We start from the raw sequence: 20,335 nt of genomic DNA, 5'->3' as shown, positions 1-20,335 counted from the left end.
AGGACGCCGAGTGACGATTCTGCGCTCGCAAATCGACACTCAGCGTCCAGAAACCGGCACTGCATGGGCCAGGCCAACCTCGAGCCAACGGTCAGACCACTACCGCTCCGGCGGAACACGCGCGACACCTGCACCGTCCGGACCCGCGCCGCCTCAACGCACGCTCATCCGCGCAGGCGGGTCATCTCCGGGTCGTAGAGCGGTTCGGCGGTGACGGTCGCGGGCAGTCGCTTCCCGAAGTACTCGATCTCGACCTTGTCGCCGACCGACAGGCTGTCCGGCAGCCACGCGTAGGCGATCGCCTTCCCGATCGTGTACCCGTACGCCGCCGAAGTGACGTAGCCGTCCGCGCGGCCCGCGCCGGCGGAACCGGATGCACCGTCAGCCCCCGCGCCAGCACCGCTGACACCCGCCGACGCCCCACCCACGACATACACCGGCTCCTTGCCGAGCACGATGTCGGTGGGCACGTCGAGGGTCAGGCAGGTGAGCTTCTTCGTCGCCTGTGACGCCCGGTCCGCGAGCGCCGTCTTGCCGACGAAGTCGTCGGTCTTCGAGGCCTTGACCGCGAAGCCGAGGCCCGCCTGCTCGGGTTCGTGCTCGCTCGTCATGTCCGTGCCGAAGGACCGGAAGCCCTTCTCCAGCCGCAGCGAGTTGAACGCCTCACGCCCGGCGGCGATGATGCCGAACTCCTGCCCGGCCTCCCACAGCACATCCCAGAGCCTGTGCCCGAGATCCGCCGAGGTGTAGAGCTCCCAACCGAGCTCACCGACGTACGACAGCCGCATCGCGGTGACCGGGACCCCGGCGATCGTGATGTGCTTCGTCCGGAAGTACTTCAGGCCCTCGTCGCTGAGATCGTCGTCGCTGACCGCGGCGATGACGTCCCGGGCGCGCGGCCCCCACAGCCCGATGCAGCAGGTGCCCGGCGTCATGTCGCGCACGCTCACCCACTGACTCGGATCGGCCGCGGTCTGCTCGCGGGCGGCTCGCGTGATCGCGGCGAGGTCGATGTTGCTGTTGGCGCCGACCTGGTAGGTCTCCTCGTCGAGGATGGCCACCGTGATGTCCGAGGTGATGCCGCCGGCCTCGTCGAGCAGCAGCGTGTAGCTCACCGCCCCGGGCTTGCGCAGCATCGACGAGGTCGTCAGCCCGTGGAGCAACTTGCCCGCACCCGGCCCCTTGACCTCGAAGCGCTTGAGCGCGGTCATGTCGTACATCGCGACGTTCGTCCGCGTCTTCCACGCCTCGACCGCGGCGATCGGCGAATGGAACTCGTTCGCCCAGTCGTCCCGCTCCGGCGCCCGCCACTCCTCCGGCAGGTCGCCGAGCAGCGCGGCGTTCGCCTCGTACCAGTGCGGCCGCTCCCAACCGGAGGCCTCGAGGAAGAACGCGCCGAGGCGCCTCTGCTGCTCGTTGAACGGACTGAGCCGCACGTCCCGCGGTGAGATCCGCGGCTGCAGCGGATGGAGGATGTCGTAGATCTCCCGGAAGTTCTGCTGCGAGGTCTCGCTCACGTACTCCGGCGTCGTCTGGATGTCCTCGAACCGGTTGAGGTCGAGCCCGGAGAGGTCGGTCTCGGAATGGCCGTGCGCGATGAGCTCGGCCACGGCCTTGGCGACGCCCGCCCCATGGGTCACCCACACCGCCTCGGCGACATAGAACCCGTCGACGTTCCGGGACTGCCCGACCAACGATCCGCCGTCGGGGGTGAAGGAGAAGATCCCATTGAATCCGCGCTGGATCTGGGTCTGCGCGAGCTCGGGGAGGATCTCCTGGCTGATCGACCATTCGCGTTCGAAGTCCTCGGGAGTGAACGTCAGCGACGAGGGCATCCGCTCGTCGGTGATCTCATCGGGCGAGTACCGCGGCAGCGTGTCGAGGTCGACGGGCATGGGGCGGTGCGCGTACGAGCCGATGCCGATCCGCTCGCCCCACTCCCGGTAGTAGAGGTCCTCGTCCTGGTAGCGAAGGATCGGGGCGCTCGCCCCCTTCGGCAGCTCGTTCTTGCCGGCCAGGCTCGGCACCTCCGTCGACCACGCGAACTGGTGGGCCAGGGGCAGCAGCGGGATCGGGGTGTCGGCCATGGCGCCGATCGTCGGCCCCCAGAATCCGGCGCACGAGACGACGATGTCGGCGGGGATCCGCTCGTCTCCGGCGTAGACGGCGGAGACCTTCCCGCCCGTGTGGTCGATGCCGGTGACGACGGTGCGATCACGGAACTCCACCCCGGCCGCACGTGCCCGTTCGATGACGAGCTGGGTCCCCTGCGCAGCGAGCGCAAGCCCGTCACCGGGGGTGAAGAGCCCGCCGAGGACCTTGTCGGGGTTGAGCATGGGGAACAGCCTCAGGGCCTCCTCGGTGTCGACCACCTCGGCGTCGACACCCCACGACCGGTTCCAGCCGGCCCGCCGCTCAAGGTCATGGAGGCGTTCGGGGGTCGTGGCGATTTCGAGCCCGCCGACGGGCAGGAACGAGCCCCGTCCGTCCGGTCCGGTGAGCGAGGTGAGCTTCTCGATCGTGTACTGCGCGAACTCCGTCATCGACTTCGACGGATTCGATGAGAAGACGAGGCCCGGAGCGTGCGAGGTCGACCCGCCGGGGATCGTCAGCGGTCCCTGCTCGATGACAAGCGTGTTGGTCCAGCCCAATCGGGCGAGTTCGTCGGCGAGGTTGGCCCCGACGATGCCCGCTCCGATGATGACGACCCGTGGGGAGGGATTCGACACTGGGTTCTCCTTGCTGTGGTGAGGCTGCGATGGAATTGGTGGTGCGCTCAGGCGTCGATGACGAGGTCGGTCTTCGCCGTCGAGCAGCAGGGAAGGATCTTCCCCGCGTCGATCTCGCGGGCACGGATGCCGCCCTGATGGTTCATCTCAACCTCTCCTTCGAGTCTGACGACCTTGCACGAGCCGCACATGCCCTCCTGGCAGTTCGCCCCGATGCGCACCCCGGCCCTCCGGGCCGCGTCGAGGATGACGACGTCCGGGGCGACCCGGACGTTGACCCGCGACCGGAGGAAGGCCATGGTGAGCTCGCCTTCTCCCACGGTAGCGAAGCCGTCCGGGTCTGCGTGTCTCGATTCGCCATCGACTTCGGTCTCCCCGGCCCCCGCCTCGGCGAGGGCGGCTGGGGCGTCGACGGGGACGGCGGCGTCGGCAGGCACGGCCTCGAGCGGGGCGCCGACCGTCTCGACGGCGCCTCCGGAGTCGTGCTCGGGTTCGTAGAGGTCGAAGGCGGCCGGCTGCTGCTCGTAGTACTCCTCGGCCGACGACGCGAACTCCTCCGCGATCTCCCCGGCCAGCGCGACCTCCTCGGCGTATTCGAGCCGAGTGGCACGGTCGCCGGAGAAGAACTCCATGAAGATCGAGGTGTCGTCGACGCCGACGCGGGCGAGGCAGTCGGTGGCCGTGTTGAGGTATCCCTCCGGCCCGCACGCGAAGACCTGGCGGCCGTTGGCGTCGGGGACCACCTCGTCGAGGAGGTCGGCGGACAGCCGCCCGGACCTGCCCGTCCACTTCGCACTCCCCTTCTTCGCCGCCTGCTTCCGATCGCCGAGGCAGTAGACGACCTGGATCCGGAAGTCGGCCTTCTCGAGGAAGTCGAGTTCGTCGGCGAACGCGAAGCGGTCGGGCGCCGAGCCGTGGTAGAGGAGGATGACGTCGGCCTGGCCCGGCAGCGAGTGGATCGTGCGGATCATCGACATCAGCGGGGTGATCCCGGCCCCCGCGGCGAGCAGGAGGTAGCGGGCGCGCCGGTCGTAGTCGGCGAGGTGGAAGGCCCCGACGGGACCGAGCATCTCGAGCACCGTGCCCGGTCGGATCGACTCGTGCGCCCACGGGGAGACGAGGCCCGCCGGGTCGCGTTTGATCGTCACGGAGAACGTCCACGGTTCGGTCGGGGCGGACGAGATCGAGTAGCTGCGGGACTCCGGCTCCGCCTCGGCGCCGTAGATGGGGAAGTCGATGTTCATGTACTGCCCCGACCGGAACGCCAGCGGCGCCCCGTCCATGCGGCGGAAGACGAAGGTCATCATGTCCCCGGCCTCGGGGATCGTCTCGACGCATTCGGCGGTGAACTCCTGAGGATGCCAGGGACCGAGCGCCGTCGCGGCTCCGGCCGGTCCCGCCGTCGAGCCGAGCACCCGGTTCCACGGCATCTCGAGGCCCCGGATCCGCTGCGCGAGCGGGATCGTGGGGTCGTCGACCACCCTCATTCCACGTGCTCCCGCATCCGGTCGATGTACCAGCCGATGAAGGCCTCGACCTGGTATTCGCTCTTCATGTACGGCCCCTGCTCGTAGAAGGGACTGCCCGCGCCGGTCTGGCACAGCTCGACGAACGCCTTGTCCTGGAGGTTCGTCTGCTTCCACGTGTGGGTGAGCGTCTCGAGGTCGTAGTCGACGCCCTCGACGGCATCGTCGGCGACGAGCCAGGTCGTGCGCACCAGCGTCTGGTGCGCGTTGATCGGGTACGCCCCGAAGGTGATGACATGATCGCCGAGGAGGTGGAACCAGCTGTTGGGCTGCAGGTGCATCGAGCACCGTCCGAGCCGGAAGTCCGGCAGATCGCCGAGGAGCTTCTTCGACAGCCGGCGACCGTCGGCGGAGAACGACTCCCCCTCCCCGTCGAGGGACTCCCGGGAGATGCGGATGCCCGCGACCCTGCCGAGGTCCTCGATGACCTCGTAGGGCAGACCGTAGCGGCGGCATCGGAACTCCAGTGCCGCCTGCGCGGCCTGGTTGCGCTCCCACACATCCGTCAGATGCGTCGGCACCGTCTCATCGGTCAGCCCCCATGTCGGGAAGAGCGAGCACGCGAGCTCGGGGTGGCCGTCGCAGTGGTAGCACTCGCGGTTGTTCTCCATGACGAGCTTCCAGTTGCCCTCCTCGACGATGGTCTGCTGGTAGGCGACCTTCGTCTTCGCCAGCTCGTGCGGACCGATGTAGGGGGCGAAGAGCTCGGCCACCTCGGCGAAGTCGGTGGGCGGCTCCTCGGCGAGGCAGAGGAAGACGAGGCCGGCGACGACTTGCACATGGGCCCGCTTGAGCGCATAGCAGGCCTTGTCGAAGGACATCTCCCCCGGCGCCGAGGCGTGGATGAGGTCGCCGTCGGGCGAATAGGTCCACGAGTGGTAGCCGCACACGAGGTTGCCCGTCGTGCCTGAGGGTTCGGTGAGGACGCGGGCGCCGCGGTGCCGGCAGACGTTGTGGAGGACGTTGACCCCGCCGTCGTCGGTGCGCAGGACGATGAGCGAGTACGGCCCGTAGTCGAGGGTGACGTAGTCGCCGGGTTCGGGGATCTCGGCGACGCTGCACGCGAAGACCCAGTGCTGGGAGAAGATCGCCTGCATGTCGAGGTTGAAGAGGTTCGCGTCGGTGTAGAACGGAGCCTCGAGTGAGAAGCCGGTGCGTCTGGTGTCGAGGAGCAGTCGAATTTCGTCGAGGCGCTCTTCGGTCATCCCTGCGGGGAAGCCCTTCTTCGTCGGTGCCAGATTGGTAGCGGTCAAATTCCCATCTCCCTTGATCCCCTGAGAATGCGCGCGGTCAGGGATGCCGTCTGCTCGTGGTCATCGCTGCCGTCGACCGCCGGGCACGCCCATCGCCCGATCCCGCCGCGTCGCTGCTGTCACGATAGAACAGCCGAACACTGCGGGAAAAGCGCGAGATTCCGAAGAACAACATGCAGGAAAAGTGCATAATGTGAGCATGATCGATCCGCGTCTCATCACGCTGCGGACCTTCGCCGCTTCGGGCACGATCGCGGCCACCGCCGAGCTCACCGGATACTCTCCCTCGGCGGTGTCCGCGCAGCTGCGCGACCTCCAGAATTCGCTGGGGATGACGCTCCTGACCAAGGACGGGCGGGGCCTGCGGCTGACCGCGACGGGCAGGTATCTCGTCAGGCGTTCGGACCGGCTGATCTCCGTGTGGGAGGAGATCCGCGCCTCGTCGTTCACCGCCGGGGACCAGGCGCCTTCCCATTTCGGAATCGGCGGGTTCTCCACCGCCTCGGCGAATCTGCTCGCCCCGCTCGCCGCACACCTCCGCAGCACCCATCCCGACGTCAAGGTCCACATCATCGAGGCGAGCCCCTCGCGGTGCTTCGACCTCCTCGTCGCCGAACGCATCGACCTCGCCGTCGTCGTCTCCCCGCAGGGCGACGCCCGGGTCGAGGACGACGCGCGGTTCGAGAAGATGGACCTCCTCGATGACCCACTCGACGTCATGGTGCCCTCGGACCATCCGGTGGCCGGCCTCGATGCGGTCTCGCTGTCCGAGCTCGCCGGCGAGGACTGGATCACCGCGGTGCCGGGCTCGCCGTACCATGCGCTCTTCATCGCCGCATTCACGGCGGCCGGGGTGACGCCGACGATCTCGCACGAGTCCGTCGAGTGGGAGACCTCGGCCGCACTCGTCGGCGCCGGCGTCGGAGTCAGCCTCGTTCCGAGGCTTGCGAATCTCTCCGGCGAGGACAACGTCACCCGCGTGAGACTGACGGGAACGGGGCGTCTGAGCAGGAAGATCATCGCGGCCGTGCGCACGGGCAGCCGCGGCTCACCGCTCATCCGCGAATCCCTGCGGCACCTGCGGGCGACCTCGCAGCGGATACTCGCGACCCGCCTCGGCGAGACGGACTGAGACGCCGGATCTCCGCCCTCGGTACACCCTTTCGGCCTCGCGTGGGTTCGATTAGCGTGGCAAGTGACGGGGTGTTGACAAACTCTTCCCTGCGCAACGAGACTGACACCACGTCTGATACAAGACTGATATTTCAGGAGGCCGTTCGGCACTCCCGCCGATTTCGCCTCACGATTCCGTCCGAACGGAGACTCAACGATGAGCAACAGGGCAATCAGCTACGCAGGTCCAGGCAAGGTCGAGGTCATCGACACCGACTACCCCGAGTTCGTCCTCAAGGACGGCCCGGGCGTCAATCCCGCCAATGTCGGCCGCAAGGTCGACCACGGCGTCATCCTCAAGACGGTCGCGACGAACATCTGCGGCTCCGATCAGCACATGGTCCGCGGTCGCACCACTGCGCCGGAAGGGCTCGTGCTCGGCCATGAGATCACCGGCGAGGTCGTCGAGGTGGGCCGTGACGTCGAGTTCGTCAAGGTCGGCGACCTCGTCTCGGTGCCGTTCAACATCTCATGCGGCCGCTGCCGCAACTGCAAGGAAGGCAAGACGGGCATCTGCCTCAACGTCAATCCCGACCGGCCCGGATCAGCCTACGGCTACGTCGACATGGGCGGCTGGGTCGGCGGGCAGGCCGAGTACGTGCTCGTGCCCTACGCCGACTGGAACGTGCTGAAGTTCCCGGACAAAGAGCAGGCGATGGAGAAGATCCTCGACCTCACGATGCTCTCGGACATCTTCCCCACCGGTTTCCACGGCGCGGTCGGTGCGGGCGTGCAGGTGGGGTCGACGGTCTACGTCGCCGGTGCCGGTCCCGTCGGACTGGCGGCGGCCACCTCGGCGCTGCTGCTCGGTGCCGCCGTCGTCATCGTCGGCGACCTCAACGAGGACCGGCTCGCGCAGGCTCGCAGCTTCGGCTGCGAGACGGTCGACGTCTCGAAGGGCGATCCGAAGGATCAGATCGAGCAGATCCTCGGCACCCCCGAGGTGGACTGCGGCATCGACGCCGTCGGCTTCGAGGCGCGCGGGCACGGCAAGGATGCCAGCCACGAGGCCCCGGCCACCGTGCTCAACTCGCTCATGGACATCACGCGGGCCGGCGGCAGCCTCGGCATCCCCGGGCTCTACGTCACCGGTGACCCCGGCGCCGTCGACGAGGCGGCGAAGGAGGGGTCGCTGTCGATGCGCTTCGGCCTCGGCTTCGCGAAGTCGCACGTCTTCGTCACCGGCCAGTGCCCGGTGATGAAGTACAACCGCGGCCTCATGCAGGCGATCCTCCACGACAAGGTGTCGATCGCGAAGAACGTCAACGCGACGGCGATCTCGCTCGAGGATGCTCCGCAGGGCTACGCCGACTTCGACTCGGGGGTGGCGAAGAAGTTCGTCCTCGACCCGCACGGCCTCATCCGCGCCTGAGCGGGAAGCCGCGCGCTGAGAGGGCAGCGCCCACACTCATCGAGACAGCCACTTCGCGCTGAGACCACCACTTGAGAGTGGCAGTCTCGACGCGAAGTGGCGGTCTCGATGCGATCCGCTCGACGACGAGCGCAGTGCGGCCACCGCGTCTCGCCGCACTGCGCGCGCCCCTCACCGGAAGTTCGGGACGACCTCGTCGATGAAGAGCTGCAGGGATGCCTTCTTCTCCTCGTGGGTGAGAGCGTTGTCCGACCAGAAGCTGTACTCGTCGTAACCGAGGTCCTCGTAGTGCCTGATGCGTTCGGTCACCTCGGCGGGGGTGCCGATCATCGCGGACTTGTGCAGTGACTCGAGTTCGAACTCTGGGCGATCGGCGAATCGCTCCTCCGGCGTCGGGTCGAGGAACCCGTTGACGGGGTCCTTCTTCCCGAACGCCCACGCGGAGAACGTCCGGTAGTACTTGTTGATCCCGGCGGCCCCGACCTTCCAGCCCTCGGGGTCTTCGGGCGAGTGGAGGTAGGTGTGCCGGAGCACCATGATCTCCGGTCGCTTCTCCACCTCGGGGTGGGCGGCGAGCGCGGTCTCGAACTTGTTCATCAGGTCCTCGACCTCACGGTCGTCCTTCATCAGCGGCGTGACCTGGACGTTGCAGCCGTTGGCCACGGCGAAGTCGTGGGTCTCGGGGCTGCGCGCGGCCAGCCAGATCGGCGGGGTCGGCTGCTGGACGGGCTTCGGCACAGCAGTCGAGACGGGGAACTGCCAGTGTTCGCCCTCATGTGCGTAGTCGCCCTGCAGCAGTGCGCGCATCCCGGGCACGAGTTCGCGCAGGTACTCGCCGCCGTCGGCCGCGGGCATGCCGCCTGCCATCCGATCGAATTCGAACTGGTAGGCGCCGCGGGCGATGCCCACCTCGGCGCGCCCGCCGCTGATGACATCGAGGAGGGCGACCTCGCCGGCCGCACGCAGCGGATGCCAGAACGGGGCGATGATCGTGCCCGAACCCAGCCGGATCGTCGAGGTCTGCGCAGCGAGTGCGGCAAGCTGCTGCATCGGTCCGGGGGAGGCGACGTACTCCATCGAATGGTGCTCGCCGATCCACACCGTCCCGAAACCGCCGGCCTCGGCCAGCTGCACGAGTTCGACGAGGTTCTTCCAGTGCTGCTCGGGGCTGATCGAATCGTCCCAGCGTTCCATGTGGAGGAAGAGGGAGAAGCGCATGAGTGGTCCTTTCCTTCGGTTCCGGGTCGCCCCGGAACTCTGCTCGGTGTCTGTGTGTCTGTGTGTCCGTGTCTGTCGGCCGGTGATCGTGTGCCCGGCGTCCGCGGATCAGTTGCTCGGCGTCCGCGTCCGGTCGACCGCAACCGCGGCGCTGACGCAGTGAGCCTTCAACCGGCGCAGCAGGCCCTCAGCCGGCGCTTTCGCGTTCGGCGATCGTCGTGTTCGTGCGCGACCAGAGCTCCTTGTCCACCTCCCGCACGATCACGGTGATGTTCTCGTCGGCGGCCCCCGTGGTCGCCGCCGCAACCTCGTGGACTCCGGCGATGAGGGCCCTCAGCTGTTCGGGCGTGCGGCCCCGACCGATCGAGATGTCGATGAGCGGCATGTCCTCACCTTCCCAGCACGAAGGGGTCGGCGACCGGCCCTTCGTCCGTATTGATCCAGATGCTCTTGAGCCGGGTGTACTCGTGCATCGATTCGATGCCGTGCTCGATGCCGACCCCGGAGTTCTTGAACCCCTGTCGCGGCGACATCGGGGACATGGCCCGGTACATGTTGATCCAGATGGTCCCGGCCTCGAGCCGCTGCGACATCCGCATGCTCCGGGCCAGGTTCGTCGTCCACACGCCGGCGGCCAGTCCGTATTCGGTGTCGTTGGCGAGCGCGAGGACCTCCTCCTCGGTGTCGAAGGGCATGATCGCGGCGACCGGCCCGAAGATCTCCTCCTGGGCGATGCGCATGTCGTTCGTCGTGTCCGTGAGCACGGTGGGCTGGAAGAAGTAGCCGGGCAGATCGACGTCGGGTCGTCCCCCGCCGTAGGCGATCCGTCCGCCCTCTTCAACGCCGATCCCGACGTATTCGCTCACCTTGTTCAGCTGCGCCTCGAAGGCGAGTGGGCCGAGCTCGGTCTCCGGGGCGAGCGGGTCGCCGATGACGATCGAGGCGGCCCGCGCGGTGACCTTCTCGAGCAGTTCGTCGTAGATCCCCCGCTGGGCGAACACCCGTGATCCGGCGATGCACGTCTGCCCTGCGGCGGCGAAGATGCCGGCGATGACGCCCATCGCGGCATTGGAGACGTCGGCGTCGTCGAAGACGATGTTCGGGCTCTTGCCTCCCAGCTCGAGCGTCGATCCGATGAATCGCCCTGCCGCCGAGGCGGCGATCGCTGCCCCGGTCCGCGTCGATCCCGTGAAGGAGATCTTCGCAAGCTTCGGGTTGTCGACGAGCGCCTGTCCCGCCTCGGCGCCGAGACCGGTGACGACGTTGACGACGCCCGCAGGGAAGCCCGCCTCATACGCGAGTTCGGCGAGGCGGAGGATGGTGCGCGAGGTGTACTCGCTCGGCTTGATCACCGTCGTGTTCCCGGCGGCCAGCGCCGGGGCGAGCTTGGACAGGGTCAGCGTCATCGGCGAGTTCCACGGGGTGATGAGCCCGACGACGCCGAGCGCCTCACGCTGGGTGAAGTTGATGACCTCGGGTGAGTTCGTCGGGATCTGCGAACCTTGGACCTTGTCGGCCAGCCCACCGAAGTAGTAGAGGTACTCGGGCAGTCCTTTGAGCTGTCCGGTCATCTCCCGCAGCAGCTTGCCGTTGTCCTGGCTTTCGAGCCGCGCGAGTTCCTCGGCGTTCTCCCCGATGAGGTCGCCGAACCTCCGCAGCAGGTGACCCCGCTGGGTCGGTGTCGTCCGCTGCCATCCGGTGGATTCGAAGGCCGCTGAGGCGGCATCGACGGCCCGTGCGACGTCGGCTTCGGTGCCGCGGGCGAATTCGTAGAGGGTCTCAAGCGTGGCGGGGTTCGTGCTCTCGAGGTAGTCGCCGTCAGCCGGGGCACGGTGCTCACCGGCGATGAAGTGGTCGAGCCTGATCGTCATGTCCGGCTCCTCTCTGTGGTCGATGGCGTCGATGAAGGCGATGTGGACGTGCTGTTCCGGGCCCGGAGGTCGATGAGGTTCTCGAGGCGGTCGGCGAGGTCATCGGGATGGGTGACCGGCAGCATGTGCCTGGCACCGGGCACGATGGCGACCTCGGCATCGGGTATCCGGCGGGCCAGCCGTCGGCTCATCTCCGGTGTCGATCCCGGGTCGAGTTCGCCGGTGATCGCGAGCGCGGGCACGGAGATCTCCGGCAGTCGGGCGGCGATGTCACGGTCCCCGGTGGCGAAGACCGCGTACGCGTGCAGGTAGGAGTCGGGGTCGTTGGCGAGCAGCACGGCGCGCGTCTCCTCCCTCCAGGCGGCTGTCTCCTCGGCCTCGCCCGCGGGAAACCACCGGTCGAGGGCGCGGTCCATGCTGCCGGCGAAGTCCCGCGCCGCACCGTCGAGTCGGGCCTGCACTGCCGCAGCCTCCTCGTCGGTGCGCTCGGCGACCGAACTCACGCACGTGAGGCTGCGGACCCGGCCGGGCTGGTCGACCGTGAGCCGCTGCGCGACGAGCGCACCCAGGGAGAACCCGACGAGGTGCACGGGTCCGGCAGGCAGCCGAATGGCGACGTCGGCAGCCATCTCGGCCAGGGTCGTCGGGGAGGTCAGCGCAGGCTGCTCACCGTGACCTGGCAGGTCGAGCGCAACGGTGGGGCGCCCGAGCCGCTGTTCGACTCGGCCCCACACGCTGCGATCGAGCCCCACCCCGTGCAGCAGCACAACGGGGACGTCATTGTCTTCCCGCATCGCGTCGCCGCCTACTGGTCGGCGGCGAGCGGCGCCAGGCGCTGCTGCGGTCGGCCGCCCGTGGACCCGGCGAGGGCGACGAGGATCTCGTCGGCGTGCGGGGCGTCGGAGACCCTCCACTCGAAGGTCTGGTGGTGCGAGCGGATCGTCGCATCGGTGAAGTGCTTGAGCGGGATGTCGAAGACCGCCCCCGCCTCGGCGCGCTTCTCCACGGCCGGCAGCAGGGTGCTCGCCGAGGCGGCGTCCCGGAAGTGATTGCCGAACTTGAGGGTGTGGATGAGTGCTGAGCCGTGCTCGATCTCTCCGCCCTGACCGACGATCGCCGCCTTGCCGTAGGCTTCGAGGTCACCCCCGAGCGCTTCCATGACGCGGGGGGCGAGCAGGGCGCCGAGTTCGCTGGCGGTGGCGTCGATGCCGGGACCGAGGTCCTCGACGAATCCCTGACCGTGCCACGGGTTCTCGATGACGGCGGCGACGGCGGCGACCCGGATCGGCGGGTCGACGGTGCGTCCGCCTTCGGTGAGGACGTCTTCGACGACGGTGGTGAGCTTGCGGATCTTCATGGGAGGAGTCCTTTCAGGATGTCGGTGGTCACGGTGCCGTCGGTGCGGCGGTCGCCGATCCGCGCGAACGGCCGAGGACCGTTCGCGGCGGCGGCGATCACGCAGATCTCGTCGGGCTGTGGGGCGTCCGGGAGTCGGACGTCGATGGACTGGTAGTGATCCCGCGAGGTGGCGTGGGTCTTGTGCCACATGGGAACGCGGATGCTCGCCGAGGCGGCCGCGCGGCCGTCGGCGAAGCAGAGCACCGAGGTGCCCTCGAGCAGCTCCCGCATGATGTTGCCGAAGAACGGGGTGTGGATGAGGGCTCCGGCGTGCTCGAGCTCCCCGGCCGTGCCGACGACGGCGGCTTTGCCGAAGGCCTCGACCGCTGTCGCAGGTCCGATGGCTGCGAGCAGGCGATCGGTGAGGACCTTCGCGAGGACCGGGGCGATCGCCTCGGTCTCGGGTGCGAGGTCGGCATCGGGTCCGGTGCCGATCCACGGGTTCCTCAGCACGGCCACGGCGGCCGCCTGCACGAGGGGGCGGTCGAGCGGGGTCCCTGCCTCGGCCATGGTCTCCTCACGGTTGAGGGTGAGGGATCGGACGCCGAGGCTGCGGGCGAGGTCGTCGAAGCTCTGCGGACGGGCGTCGGGTTCGGCTGCGGATGCGGCAGTCGGCACAGCTGACTGGGACTGTGCGCTCACCGGTCCTCCTCCTGCTCGGAGAGCTCATGCTGTTCGCTCAGCGACAGGAGCGCAGCTCTGCTCGAGGCGTTGACATGCTCGCGCATGGCGATCTCCGCGCCGAACCAGTCCTTGTTCTCGATCGCCTCGATGACGGAGTGGTGCTCTCCGACCGATTCGCTCAGCCGGCCCGGGCGCTGCACGGCGCGGAGCACGATGCGGTGGTAGGCGAGCTGGTGCATGAGCCGTTCGTAGGTCTCGGCGAGCTTGATGTTGTCGGCGCCGCGGACGAGGGTCGCGTGGAACTCGTGGACGAGCCGCGCGTAGGTGTCGGCGTCCCCGGCGAGCGCGGCCGCATCGGACGCGTCGGCATTGTCCTTGAGCATTGCGAGCTCCGGGATGGCCCCGCGCCGGGCGAAGAGGTTCGCCGCCAGCCCCTCGAGGGATTCCTTGAGCTGGAAGAGCTCGACGATCTCACGTCGCTTGGGTCGCCTGAGGAAGGTGCCGACGCGCGGTCGGATCTCGACGAGGCCTTCGTATTCGAGCTGCTTGAAGGCCTCCCTGATGGGGGTGCGGCTGACGCCGAAGGACTCCGCGAGACTCGATTCGGGAATCATGTCCCCGGGTTCGTAGCCGTCGCTGAGGATGAGCGCCCGCACCCTGTCGAGGAACGACTCGCTGGCCTGAACATCGGAAATCTGTTGCATACAAGAAACGTACTTGCATACATCGACAGATGTCAACAATCTTGACCAATCCCAGTATTCACGGACTTAACCGAATCTATTGACGGATGCATAACGGTCATTCTATGGTCTCTGGTATGCAACAAACACATGACACCGCCCTGCGGGGTGTGAAGCAGACCATCACCGACGCCTGGCACGCCGTCTGGGACAGCGACGATCTCGACGCCTTCGATTCGCTCGTCACCGACGACTACGTCCGTGTCTCGACGAATTCCGGCCAGGCGAAGGACGCGCAGGCCATCAAGGACGAGATCCGGGAGATCCGTTCGGCCTTCCCCGATCTCACGACGACGATCGACCACATCCTCATCGAAGGCGACGAGGGTGCGATCTACTGGCATTCCGTGGGAACGTTCACCGAGCCGATGGGCGACGTCCCGCCCACGGGTCAGCAGGTGACGACGCACGGTTCGAACCTCATCACCCTGAGGGGGTCGCGGATCGCCCGCGAGGAGGTCACGTGGGACGCCCACGAGCTGCTCGCCGACCTCGGGCTCAAATCCCTGTCGTCGGCCTTCGAGGCCGGCCCCGAGGACGTCGTCACCGATGACCTGTCCGGACGCCCGTCGGCGGACTCGCTCAAAGCGTTCAACCGCCAGTTCATCACGGGCGTGACCGTGGTGACGACGACCGACGACGAGGGCAAACCCCGCGGCCTGGCGGTGAATTCCTACAACTCCGTCTCCCTCGACCCGCCGCTCGTCCTCGTCTGTGTGCAGAAGACCTCGTCGACCTATCCCGCGCTGTTCCGGTCGACGCATATGGGCATCAACATCATGAGCCGCAATCAGCGGGAGACGATCGGCGTCTTCGCTTCGAAGTCGCCCGACAAGTTCGCCACCCTCGACTGGCATGCCGGAGCCAACGGCTCTCCGCTCATCGACGGTTCGGCGGCATCGATCGAGGTCGAGATCAAGGAGCGCTTCCAGGCGCTCACCCACACCGTCTTCATCGGTCGCGTGCGCAGCGCGGAGACCTCCGAGGACTCCCCGATGATCTACAAGGCCGGCAAGTTCTTCGACAGCGAGGACCTCAGCTCACTCGACTGACACCTTCTCACCTCCGGCTCTCCCCTCGAGCCCCGGACTTACCCCGGTCCACCTCATCACAGCCTGACCCATCCCTGCATCAACCGGGCGCCAGAACGATTCACAAGGAAGTGGAGTTCGCCATGCAGTACGAATCCGGTCAGTCCGACGCGGAGGACAGCGCGTCGAGACCACAGCACCGCCACGCTCAGCTGCCCGGCCACGGCATGGATTTCCCCGGCGGCATCTCACCGGCCATGGCCGAGGCGAACGCGCTCCGCCACCGACCGGGGTCGGTGTTCTGGATCTCGATCGCCGGGGTCGCCGCATTCACCCTGTGGGGAGTCCTCTCCCCCGACGGCATGGCCACGACGATGACGAACGCGATGAACTCCGTCGCAGCGAGCGTCGGCTGGACCTACCTCATCGTCCCCCTGGGATGCATCGGCCTCCTCCTCTACCTCGGCTTCGGACGCTTCGGGCGGGTCCGCCTCGGCGCCGAGGACGACCGTCCGGAATTCAGCACGTGGGCCTGGCTGGCGATGATCCTCTCCGCCGTCATGGGCATCGGGCTCATCAGCTACGGCGTGGCCGAACCGATCTCGCACTTCACGACCCCGCCCCACGATCTCGCCGCGCCCGGCACCACCGAGGCCGCCGTCGTCGCGATGCAGTACTCGTACTTCGATTGGGGTCCGCACGCGTGGGCGGTGTTCGGGGTCTTCGGACTCGCGATCGCCTATTCGACGCACAAGCGCGGGAACACCGGCCTCATCTCCCCGATGCTGCGACCGCTGTTCGGCAAGGCGATGGACGGATGGCTCGGCAAGCTCGTCGACATCATGGCCGTCGTCGCCACGCTCTTCGGCACGACCACCTCGCTGGGCCTCGGCGCCTCGCAGATCTCCGAGGGACTCAACCGGGTCTTCGGGATCCCCAATGAGCTCTTCGTCCAGATCATCATCATCCTGGGCATCACCGTCGTCTTCACGCTCTCGGCGCTCTCCGGGGTGAACAAGGGCATCAAGTTCCTCAGTCAGACGACCGCGGTGCTCTCGATCTTCCTCGGCCTCTTCGTCCTCATCGTCGGTCCGACCGGCTTCATCGGCAACCTCTTCTTCCGCGCGACCGGCCAGTACCTCGGCGAGTTCTTCACGATGAGCCTGCTCACACCGCTGACCTCCGACGCCGTCGGCTGGTACCAGTACTGGACGTACTTCATGATGGCGTGGTGGCTGAGCTGGGGCGCGTTCGTCGGGGTCTTCCTCGCGAAGATCTCCAAGGGACGCACCGTGCGGCAGTTCGTCCTCGGCGTCATGGGCGTGCCGAGCCTCGTCTTCTTCGCCTGGTTCACCGTCTTCGGCGGGACCGCGATCAAGATCGACATGGACGGCGGCGGACAGATCGGCAAGGCGGCCGCCGAGAACGTCAACTCCGCGTTCTTCGAAACCCTCGGCAACCTGCCCTGGACGGGACTGACCTCGGTGATCGCGATCATCCTCGTCGTCCTCTACTTCGTCTCCGGAGCCGACGCGAACACCTTCGTCCTCAGCATGCTCACGTCCCGCGGCACGCTTGAGCCCAGCCGCTGGGTGCTCACCGTCTGGGGTGTGCTCACGGGTACGACGGCGATGGTGCTCTTCTTCGCCGGTGGGCTCGCGGCTCTGCAGCAGGCGGCGATGCTCTCGGCGCTGCCGTTCGCGATCATCGTCGCCCTGCTCGGGATCTGCATCGTCAAGACCCTCCACGAGGATCATTCGATGGACGCGTACCGCACGGTCAGGCGCAAGGACCTCCCCGAGGAGTTCGCCACCACCGAGGTGTGAGGCGGGACAGCCTCGCTTCACTGCCCACACTCATCGAGACCGCCGCCTAGCGCCGAGACCGCCAGTCACAAGCTGCAGTCTCGGCGCAAAGTGGCGGTCTCGACGCTTCAGCCGGCCTCGTCGGCGAGGCGGGCGAAGGCGAGGTGGGCGAGCGCGGCGGCCTGATCGCCGAGCAGCGCATCGTCGAACTGCACCCTCGGCGAATGGTTCGTCTCGGCATCGGGATCGATGCCCTCAGGGGTGGCGCCGAGGAAGACGAACGCGCCAGGCACCTTCTCGAGCACGAACGAGAAGTCCTCCGAGCCCATGCGCGGATGCTCGAGCACTTCGACCTTCTCCTCCCCGAACATGCCGCGCAGGCGCGAGACGGTCAGCTCCGCCTCGGCGGGGTCGTTGACGGTGACGGGGAAGCCAACCTCGAAGTCGACGGTCGCCGTGCACCGGTGGGCGCGGGCGATGCTCTCGACGATCTCGGGCACGCGCTGCTGGAGGAGGGCGAGCGAGTCGGCGGAGAGGAAGCGGATCGAGGCGGCGAGCTTCGCCTCGTCGGGGATGACGTTCGTCGCCTGCGCGCCCTCGAGCTGGGTGACCGAGACGACGACAGGGTCGAAGATGTCGAACGACCGCGTCGTCATCGTGTTGAGCGCCAGCGCGATCTCGGCGACCGCAGGCACGGGGTCCCGCGTCGACTGCGGCTGCGAACTGTGACCGCCGGCCCCGTGGACGGTGACGTGGAGATCGGCGAACCCGGCCATGAGCGATCCCGGTCGCGTCGCGAACCGGCCCCGTTCGGCGGCCTCGACGTGGATGCCGTAGGCCGCGACCACTGGGACCCCTGCCGCCTCGAGCACGCCTTCGGCGATCATCGGCTCGGCCCCGCCCTCGACCTCCTCGGCGGGCTGGAACATGAAGGTCACCGAGCCTGACAGTTCGTCGCGGTGCGCGGCGAGCAGCTTCGCCGCCCCGACGAGCCCGGCCGTGTGCATGTCGTGCCCGCATGCGTGCATGTTCCCGTTCGTCGACGCGAAGTCGAGCCCGGTCTCCTCGACCACCGGGAGCGCGTCCATGTCCCCGCGCAGCAGCACCGCAGGTCCGGGCTTTCCGCCCTTGAGGACGGCGACCACCGAGGTGAGCGCGCTGCCCGTGCTCACCTCGAGTCCCAGCCCCGCGAGCTCATCGAGCACCTGCGCCTGCGTGAACGGGAGGTCGTAGCCGAGTTCGGGATTGGCATGGAGGATGCGGCGCAGGACGGCGAGGTCGGGCTGGAGGGTTCGCGCTTCGCTGCGGAAATCGGGGATCGTCATGGTCCCGATCCTAGTTCCGTCGATGCCGAGGCCACGTGCGCGTCCATCCCCACCGTCCCCCACCTGTCCGCAGACACCAACCGACCCTCGTGCTCGCCCCGGAATCGGCGTAGCGTGAACGGCACGCACCCACCGTCCGCCCCCACCGCCGGGATCCCGCTCGAAAAGGAGTCCACATCGTGCGCATCATCATCACCCAGAACACCACGCTCGACGGTCGGGTCGAGATGCTCGATGACTGGTTCGATCCGCAGGCCCAGGACGACGAACTCCTCGCCGAGGTGCGCAGCCAGACCGCACGAGAGCAGATCCTCCTCCTCGGGCGACAGACGTTCGAGGACTTCCGCGGCTTCTGGCCCCGGCAGACCGCCGACACCACGGGCATCGCGGCGCAGCTGAACAAGGTCGACAAATGGGTGTTCTCGACGACGATGACCGATCCTGAGTGGGAGAACTCGCGGATCATCGCCGACGACCCGCTGCTCGCCGTCGCCGCACTGCGCGAGCAGCCCGGCCTCGACGCGATCCTCACCGGCAGCATCAGCCTGGCCCACACGCTCATCACCGCCGGCCTCGTCGACGAGTACCGCATGTTCACCTACCCCGTGTGGCAGGGTCGCGGCCGCGGCTTCTTCCCCGGCGGCCACCCGCAGCCCCCGCTCGCCCTCCTCGACTCGCGATCGTTCCGCAGCGGCGTCGTCTACTCCGCCTACACTCCCGCAGGTCAGGTGCCGACAAGCCTCTGATCTCCCCCGCCGAGGCGGTTCCCCAGTTCCCAACTCCCCCGCCGAGGCGGTGCGGAAGTTCCGACCGACCCTCGCCGACTCCCGCTCTACGCGGTGCCGAACATGACCTGTCTACCGTCCGGGTCGGCCACCGTGACGACGACGTCGTCGATCGCGGTCGGGATGATCCCGGCGGCATCGAGCCGGTCGAGGAACGCGGTGCGGTCGTCGATGCGGAAGTAGAGGTGGGTGAGGTTCGACGCGGGAACGGTCGGGTGGGTGTAGTCGGCGAACGCCTCGGCGTCATGGAGGGCGAGCTGGATCCCACCGACCTCGAGGACGTAGTACGTGTACTCGTCATCGCCGGCCGCACTGAGCTCGAGCCCGGCGATGTCGCGGTAGAAGTCCGCCGTGTCCTCGAGTTCGCCGCAGGTGAGGAACACCCCGCGCAGCTTCGCGTCCATGCGCGCAGTCTAGACCCTGCTCAGCCCCGGCTCCCACTGCGCGTTCAGGTTCGACCCCGCGCGCTCAGGCCTTGATGATCCCGAACTGTTAGCGTGGACGGCTGAATCGTTAGGAGTGAGTGTGCAGAGGATCAAACGCTGGGTCGGCGTCGCTATGGCCTTCTCGATCATCGCGGTCGCCGGGTGCAGCGCAGCCGGCAGCGGCGGCAGCCCCGAGGAGACCGCCGGAGCCGAGCAGTCCCAGACCGGTCAGTCCCAGGACGGCAAGCCGAACACCGACAGCATCCCCGAGGTCGTCGCCGAGGTCAACGGCGAGAAGATCACGAAGGACGACTTCGTCCCCCTCTTCGAGACCCAGTACCAGCAGATGATGGTGCAGGCGCAGCAGGCCGGTCAGCCCGTCGACGAGGAGGGGCTGAAGAAGCAGACGGCCGAGAACCTCGTGAGCACGAAGCTGCTCAGCCAGGAAGCCGACAAGCGCGGGATCAAGGCCTCAGATGATGATGTGACGAAGGCCCTCGACGAGGCGGCGGCCTCGAGTCAGATGAGCACGGAGGACTTCCTCGGCGCCATGAAAGACCAGGGCATGGACGAGAAGAAGGTCCATGAGGAGCTGGGCACCCAGTTGAAGATCGAGGATCTCATCGTCGACGAGTTCGGCGAGTTCGAGGTCACCGATGAGGAGATCGGCGCCGCGTACCAGCGGGCGAAGGACCAGCAGGAGCAGATGGCCGCGCAGTCGGGTCAGGAGGCGCCGGTGCCTTCGCTCGAGGAGATGCGACCCCAGCTCGAGGAGCAGGTCAAGGGCGAGAAGTCGACCGAGGCGACGCAGAAGTTCGCGGGCGACCTCCGCGAGAAGGGCGACGTGACGATCAACCTCTGATACCGGCGCCTACGGAATCCGTCGTGACAACCTCACCTGAGGACAACCTCGGCGAGGATGCCCATGCCTGCGCCGATCCCAGGCGTAGTGGACATTTCAACCATCTACTCCACGATCCTCGATTCGGGCGAGTCTGAAGAAAGTCTTTCAGGATCTCGCAAAATCGGTGTGCGCGTTCTAGTCTGTATGGGACCA

18 protein-coding genes are annotated in these 20,335 nt (G+C 67.6%); 6 read left to right on the top strand and 12 right to left on the bottom strand.

The window, feature by feature from the left end; genetic code table 11:
- Window positions 1-164 precede the first annotated feature (164 nt).
- From AACX88_RS13785 to AACX88_RS13775, 3 genes are read right to left on the bottom strand one after another with little or no spacing between them, the layout of a single operon-like run.
- Window positions 165-2,729 carry a GcvT family protein gene (locus tag AACX88_RS13785; protein ID WP_339393497.1) on the bottom strand — a complete coding sequence of 855 codons (2,565 nt, stop codon included), beginning with the start codon at window positions 2,727-2,729 and terminating at the stop codon, window positions 165-167.
- A 47-nt stretch (window positions 2,730-2,776) separates the two neighbouring features.
- Entirely contained in the window at window positions 2,777-4,216 is a 1,440-nt protein-coding gene (locus tag AACX88_RS13780; protein WP_339393496.1) for a 2Fe-2S iron-sulfur cluster-binding protein, read from the bottom strand.
- On the bottom strand, window positions 4,213-5,460 hold the full coding sequence (locus tag AACX88_RS13775; protein WP_339393526.1) for an aromatic ring-hydroxylating oxygenase subunit alpha: 1,248 nt from the start codon (window positions 5,458-5,460) through the stop codon (window positions 4,213-4,215). The genes AACX88_RS13780 and AACX88_RS13775 overlap by 4 nt, the downstream gene beginning before the upstream one ends.
- 247 nt (window positions 5,461-5,707) lie before the next feature.
- On the opposite strand from AACX88_RS13775, the gene AACX88_RS13770 reads away from it, so the two are divergent.
- Together AACX88_RS13770 and fdhA are read left to right on the top strand one after the other, a co-directional pair.
- On the top strand, window positions 5,708-6,640 hold the full coding sequence (locus AACX88_RS13770; RefSeq protein ID WP_339393495.1) for a LysR family transcriptional regulator: 933 nt from the start codon (window positions 5,708-5,710) through the stop codon (window positions 6,638-6,640).
- A gap of 198 nt (window positions 6,641-6,838) precedes the next feature.
- Window positions 6,839-8,053, top strand: a complete 1,215-nt coding sequence (gene fdhA, locus AACX88_RS13765; RefSeq protein ID WP_009380155.1) for a formaldehyde dehydrogenase, glutathione-independent — start codon at window positions 6,839-6,841, stop codon at window positions 8,051-8,053.
- Between the two features lie 171 nt (window positions 8,054-8,224).
- Here fdhA and AACX88_RS13760 read toward each other — a convergent pair whose 3' ends face one another.
- From AACX88_RS13760 to AACX88_RS13730, 7 genes are all read right to left on the bottom strand, one after another.
- A complete protein-coding gene (locus AACX88_RS13760; protein WP_339393494.1) occupies window positions 8,225-9,271 on the bottom strand; it encodes an LLM class flavin-dependent oxidoreductase in 1,047 nt (348 codons plus the stop codon).
- 187 nt (window positions 9,272-9,458) lie between these two features.
- On the bottom strand, window positions 9,459-9,656 hold the full coding sequence (locus AACX88_RS13755; RefSeq protein WP_339393493.1) for a tautomerase family protein: 198 nt from the start codon (window positions 9,654-9,656) through the stop codon (window positions 9,459-9,461).
- Between the two features lie 4 nt (window positions 9,657-9,660).
- A complete protein-coding gene (locus AACX88_RS13750; RefSeq protein ID WP_339393492.1) occupies window positions 9,661-11,142 on the bottom strand; it encodes an aldehyde dehydrogenase in 1,482 nt (493 codons plus the stop codon).
- A complete protein-coding gene (locus AACX88_RS13745; RefSeq protein WP_040342254.1) occupies window positions 11,139-11,936 on the bottom strand; it encodes an alpha/beta fold hydrolase in 798 nt (265 codons plus the stop codon). Before AACX88_RS13745 ends, AACX88_RS13750 begins: the two co-directional genes overlap by 4 nt.
- 11 nt (window positions 11,937-11,947) lie before the next feature.
- A complete protein-coding gene (locus AACX88_RS13740) occupies window positions 11,948-12,499 on the bottom strand; it encodes an amino acid synthesis family protein (protein ID WP_009380160.1) in 552 nt (183 codons plus the stop codon).
- Complete coding sequence (locus AACX88_RS13735; RefSeq protein ID WP_009380161.1) at window positions 12,496-13,182, bottom strand: amino acid synthesis family protein; 687 nt, start codon at window positions 13,180-13,182, stop codon at window positions 12,496-12,498. The genes AACX88_RS13740 and AACX88_RS13735 overlap by 4 nt, the downstream gene beginning before the upstream one ends.
- The gene (locus AACX88_RS13730; protein ID WP_009380163.1) at window positions 13,179-13,868 is read right to left on the bottom strand and encodes a GntR family transcriptional regulator; all 690 of its coding nucleotides are present in this window, start codon (window positions 13,866-13,868) and stop codon (window positions 13,179-13,181) included. Before AACX88_RS13730 ends, AACX88_RS13735 begins: the two co-directional genes overlap by 4 nt.
- Before the next feature lie 116 nt (window positions 13,869-13,984).
- Here AACX88_RS13730 and AACX88_RS13725 point away from each other — a divergent pair, with 116 nt between their 5' ends.
- Together AACX88_RS13725 and AACX88_RS13720 are read left to right on the top strand one after the other, a co-directional pair.
- Window positions 13,985-14,959, top strand: a complete 975-nt coding sequence (locus AACX88_RS13725; RefSeq protein WP_051995598.1) for a flavin reductase — start codon at window positions 13,985-13,987, stop codon at window positions 14,957-14,959.
- A gap of 122 nt (window positions 14,960-15,081) precedes the next feature.
- The gene (locus AACX88_RS13720; RefSeq protein WP_339393491.1) at window positions 15,082-16,764 is read left to right on the top strand and encodes a BCCT family transporter; all 1,683 of its coding nucleotides are present in this window, start codon (window positions 15,082-15,084) and stop codon (window positions 16,762-16,764) included.
- Window positions 16,765-16,871: 107 nt separating this feature from the next.
- On the opposite strand, the gene AACX88_RS13715 is transcribed toward AACX88_RS13720, so the two are convergent.
- On the bottom strand, window positions 16,872-18,068 hold the full coding sequence (locus tag AACX88_RS13715) for a M20 metallopeptidase family protein (protein WP_009380171.1): 1,197 nt from the start codon (window positions 18,066-18,068) through the stop codon (window positions 16,872-16,874).
- A 179-nt stretch (window positions 18,069-18,247) separates the two neighbouring features.
- Between AACX88_RS13715 and AACX88_RS13710 the strand changes: the two genes are divergently transcribed.
- Window positions 18,248-18,814 carry a dihydrofolate reductase family protein gene (locus tag AACX88_RS13710; RefSeq protein ID WP_009380172.1) on the top strand — a complete coding sequence of 189 codons (567 nt, stop codon included), beginning with the start codon at window positions 18,248-18,250 and terminating at the stop codon, window positions 18,812-18,814.
- Window positions 18,815-18,900: 86 nt separating this feature from the next.
- Here the strand turns inward: AACX88_RS13710 and AACX88_RS13705 are convergent, their stop codons facing one another.
- Window positions 18,901-19,257: a VOC family protein gene (locus AACX88_RS13705; RefSeq protein WP_009380173.1), complete on the bottom strand. Its 357-nt coding sequence runs from the start codon at window positions 19,255-19,257 to the stop codon at window positions 18,901-18,903.
- A 121-nt stretch (window positions 19,258-19,378) separates the two neighbouring features.
- Here AACX88_RS13705 and AACX88_RS13700 point away from each other — a divergent pair, with 121 nt between their 5' ends.
- Window positions 19,379-20,140, top strand: a complete 762-nt coding sequence (locus AACX88_RS13700) for a SurA N-terminal domain-containing protein (RefSeq protein ID WP_009380174.1) — start codon at window positions 19,379-19,381, stop codon at window positions 20,138-20,140.
- The last annotated feature ends 195 nt before the right edge of the window (window positions 20,141-20,335 follow it).

Origin of the sequence: Brevibacterium metallidurans, assembly GCF_037101285.1 — a bacterium.
Lineage (GTDB): Bacteria > Actinomycetota > Actinomycetes > Actinomycetales > Brevibacteriaceae > Brevibacterium > Brevibacterium metallidurans.
The sequence above is the reverse complement of the archived record's forward strand: the minus strand, read 5'-3'. Positions and strand labels throughout refer to the sequence as shown.

Excerpts from the sequence above, each read along its gene's own strand:
- AACX88_RS13760 (WP_339393494.1), bottom strand. The coding sequence starts at position 9,271 with ATGCGCTTCTCCCTCTTCCTCCACATGGAACGCTGGGACGATTCGATC.
- AACX88_RS13725 (WP_051995598.1), top strand. The coding sequence starts at position 13,985 with ATGCAACAAACACATGACACCGCCCTGCGGGGTGTGAAGCAGACCATC.
- AACX88_RS13780 (WP_339393496.1), bottom strand. The coding sequence starts at position 4,216 with ATGAGGGTGGTCGACGACCCCACGATCCCGCTCGCGCAGCGGATCCGG.
- AACX88_RS13755 (WP_339393493.1), bottom strand. The coding sequence starts at position 9,656 with ATGCCGCTCATCGACATCTCGATCGGTCGGGGCCGCACGCCCGAACAG.
- fdhA (WP_009380155.1), top strand. The coding sequence starts at position 6,839 with ATGAGCAACAGGGCAATCAGCTACGCAGGTCCAGGCAAGGTCGAGGTC.
- AACX88_RS13740 (WP_009380160.1), bottom strand. The coding sequence starts at position 12,499 with ATGAAGATCCGCAAGCTCACCACCGTCGTCGAAGACGTCCTCACCGAA.
- AACX88_RS13750 (WP_339393492.1), bottom strand. The coding sequence starts at position 11,142 with ATGACGATCAGGCTCGACCACTTCATCGCCGGTGAGCACCGTGCCCCG.
- AACX88_RS13745 (WP_040342254.1), bottom strand. The coding sequence starts at position 11,936 with ATGCGGGAAGACAATGACGTCCCCGTTGTGCTGCTGCACGGGGTGGGG.
- AACX88_RS13715 (WP_009380171.1), bottom strand. The coding sequence starts at position 18,068 with ATGACGATCCCCGATTTCCGCAGCGAAGCGCGAACCCTCCAGCCCGAC.
- AACX88_RS13775 (WP_339393526.1), bottom strand. The coding sequence starts at position 5,460 with ATGACCGAAGAGCGCCTCGACGAAATTCGACTGCTCCTCGACACCAGA.
- AACX88_RS13730 (WP_009380163.1), bottom strand. The coding sequence starts at position 13,868 with ATGCAACAGATTTCCGATGTTCAGGCCAGCGAGTCGTTCCTCGACAGG.
- AACX88_RS13720 (WP_339393491.1), top strand. The coding sequence starts at position 15,082 with ATGCAGTACGAATCCGGTCAGTCCGACGCGGAGGACAGCGCGTCGAGA.
- AACX88_RS13770 (WP_339393495.1), top strand. The coding sequence starts at position 5,708 with ATGATCGATCCGCGTCTCATCACGCTGCGGACCTTCGCCGCTTCGGGC.
- AACX88_RS13705 (WP_009380173.1), bottom strand. The coding sequence starts at position 19,257 with ATGGACGCGAAGCTGCGCGGGGTGTTCCTCACCTGCGGCGAACTCGAG.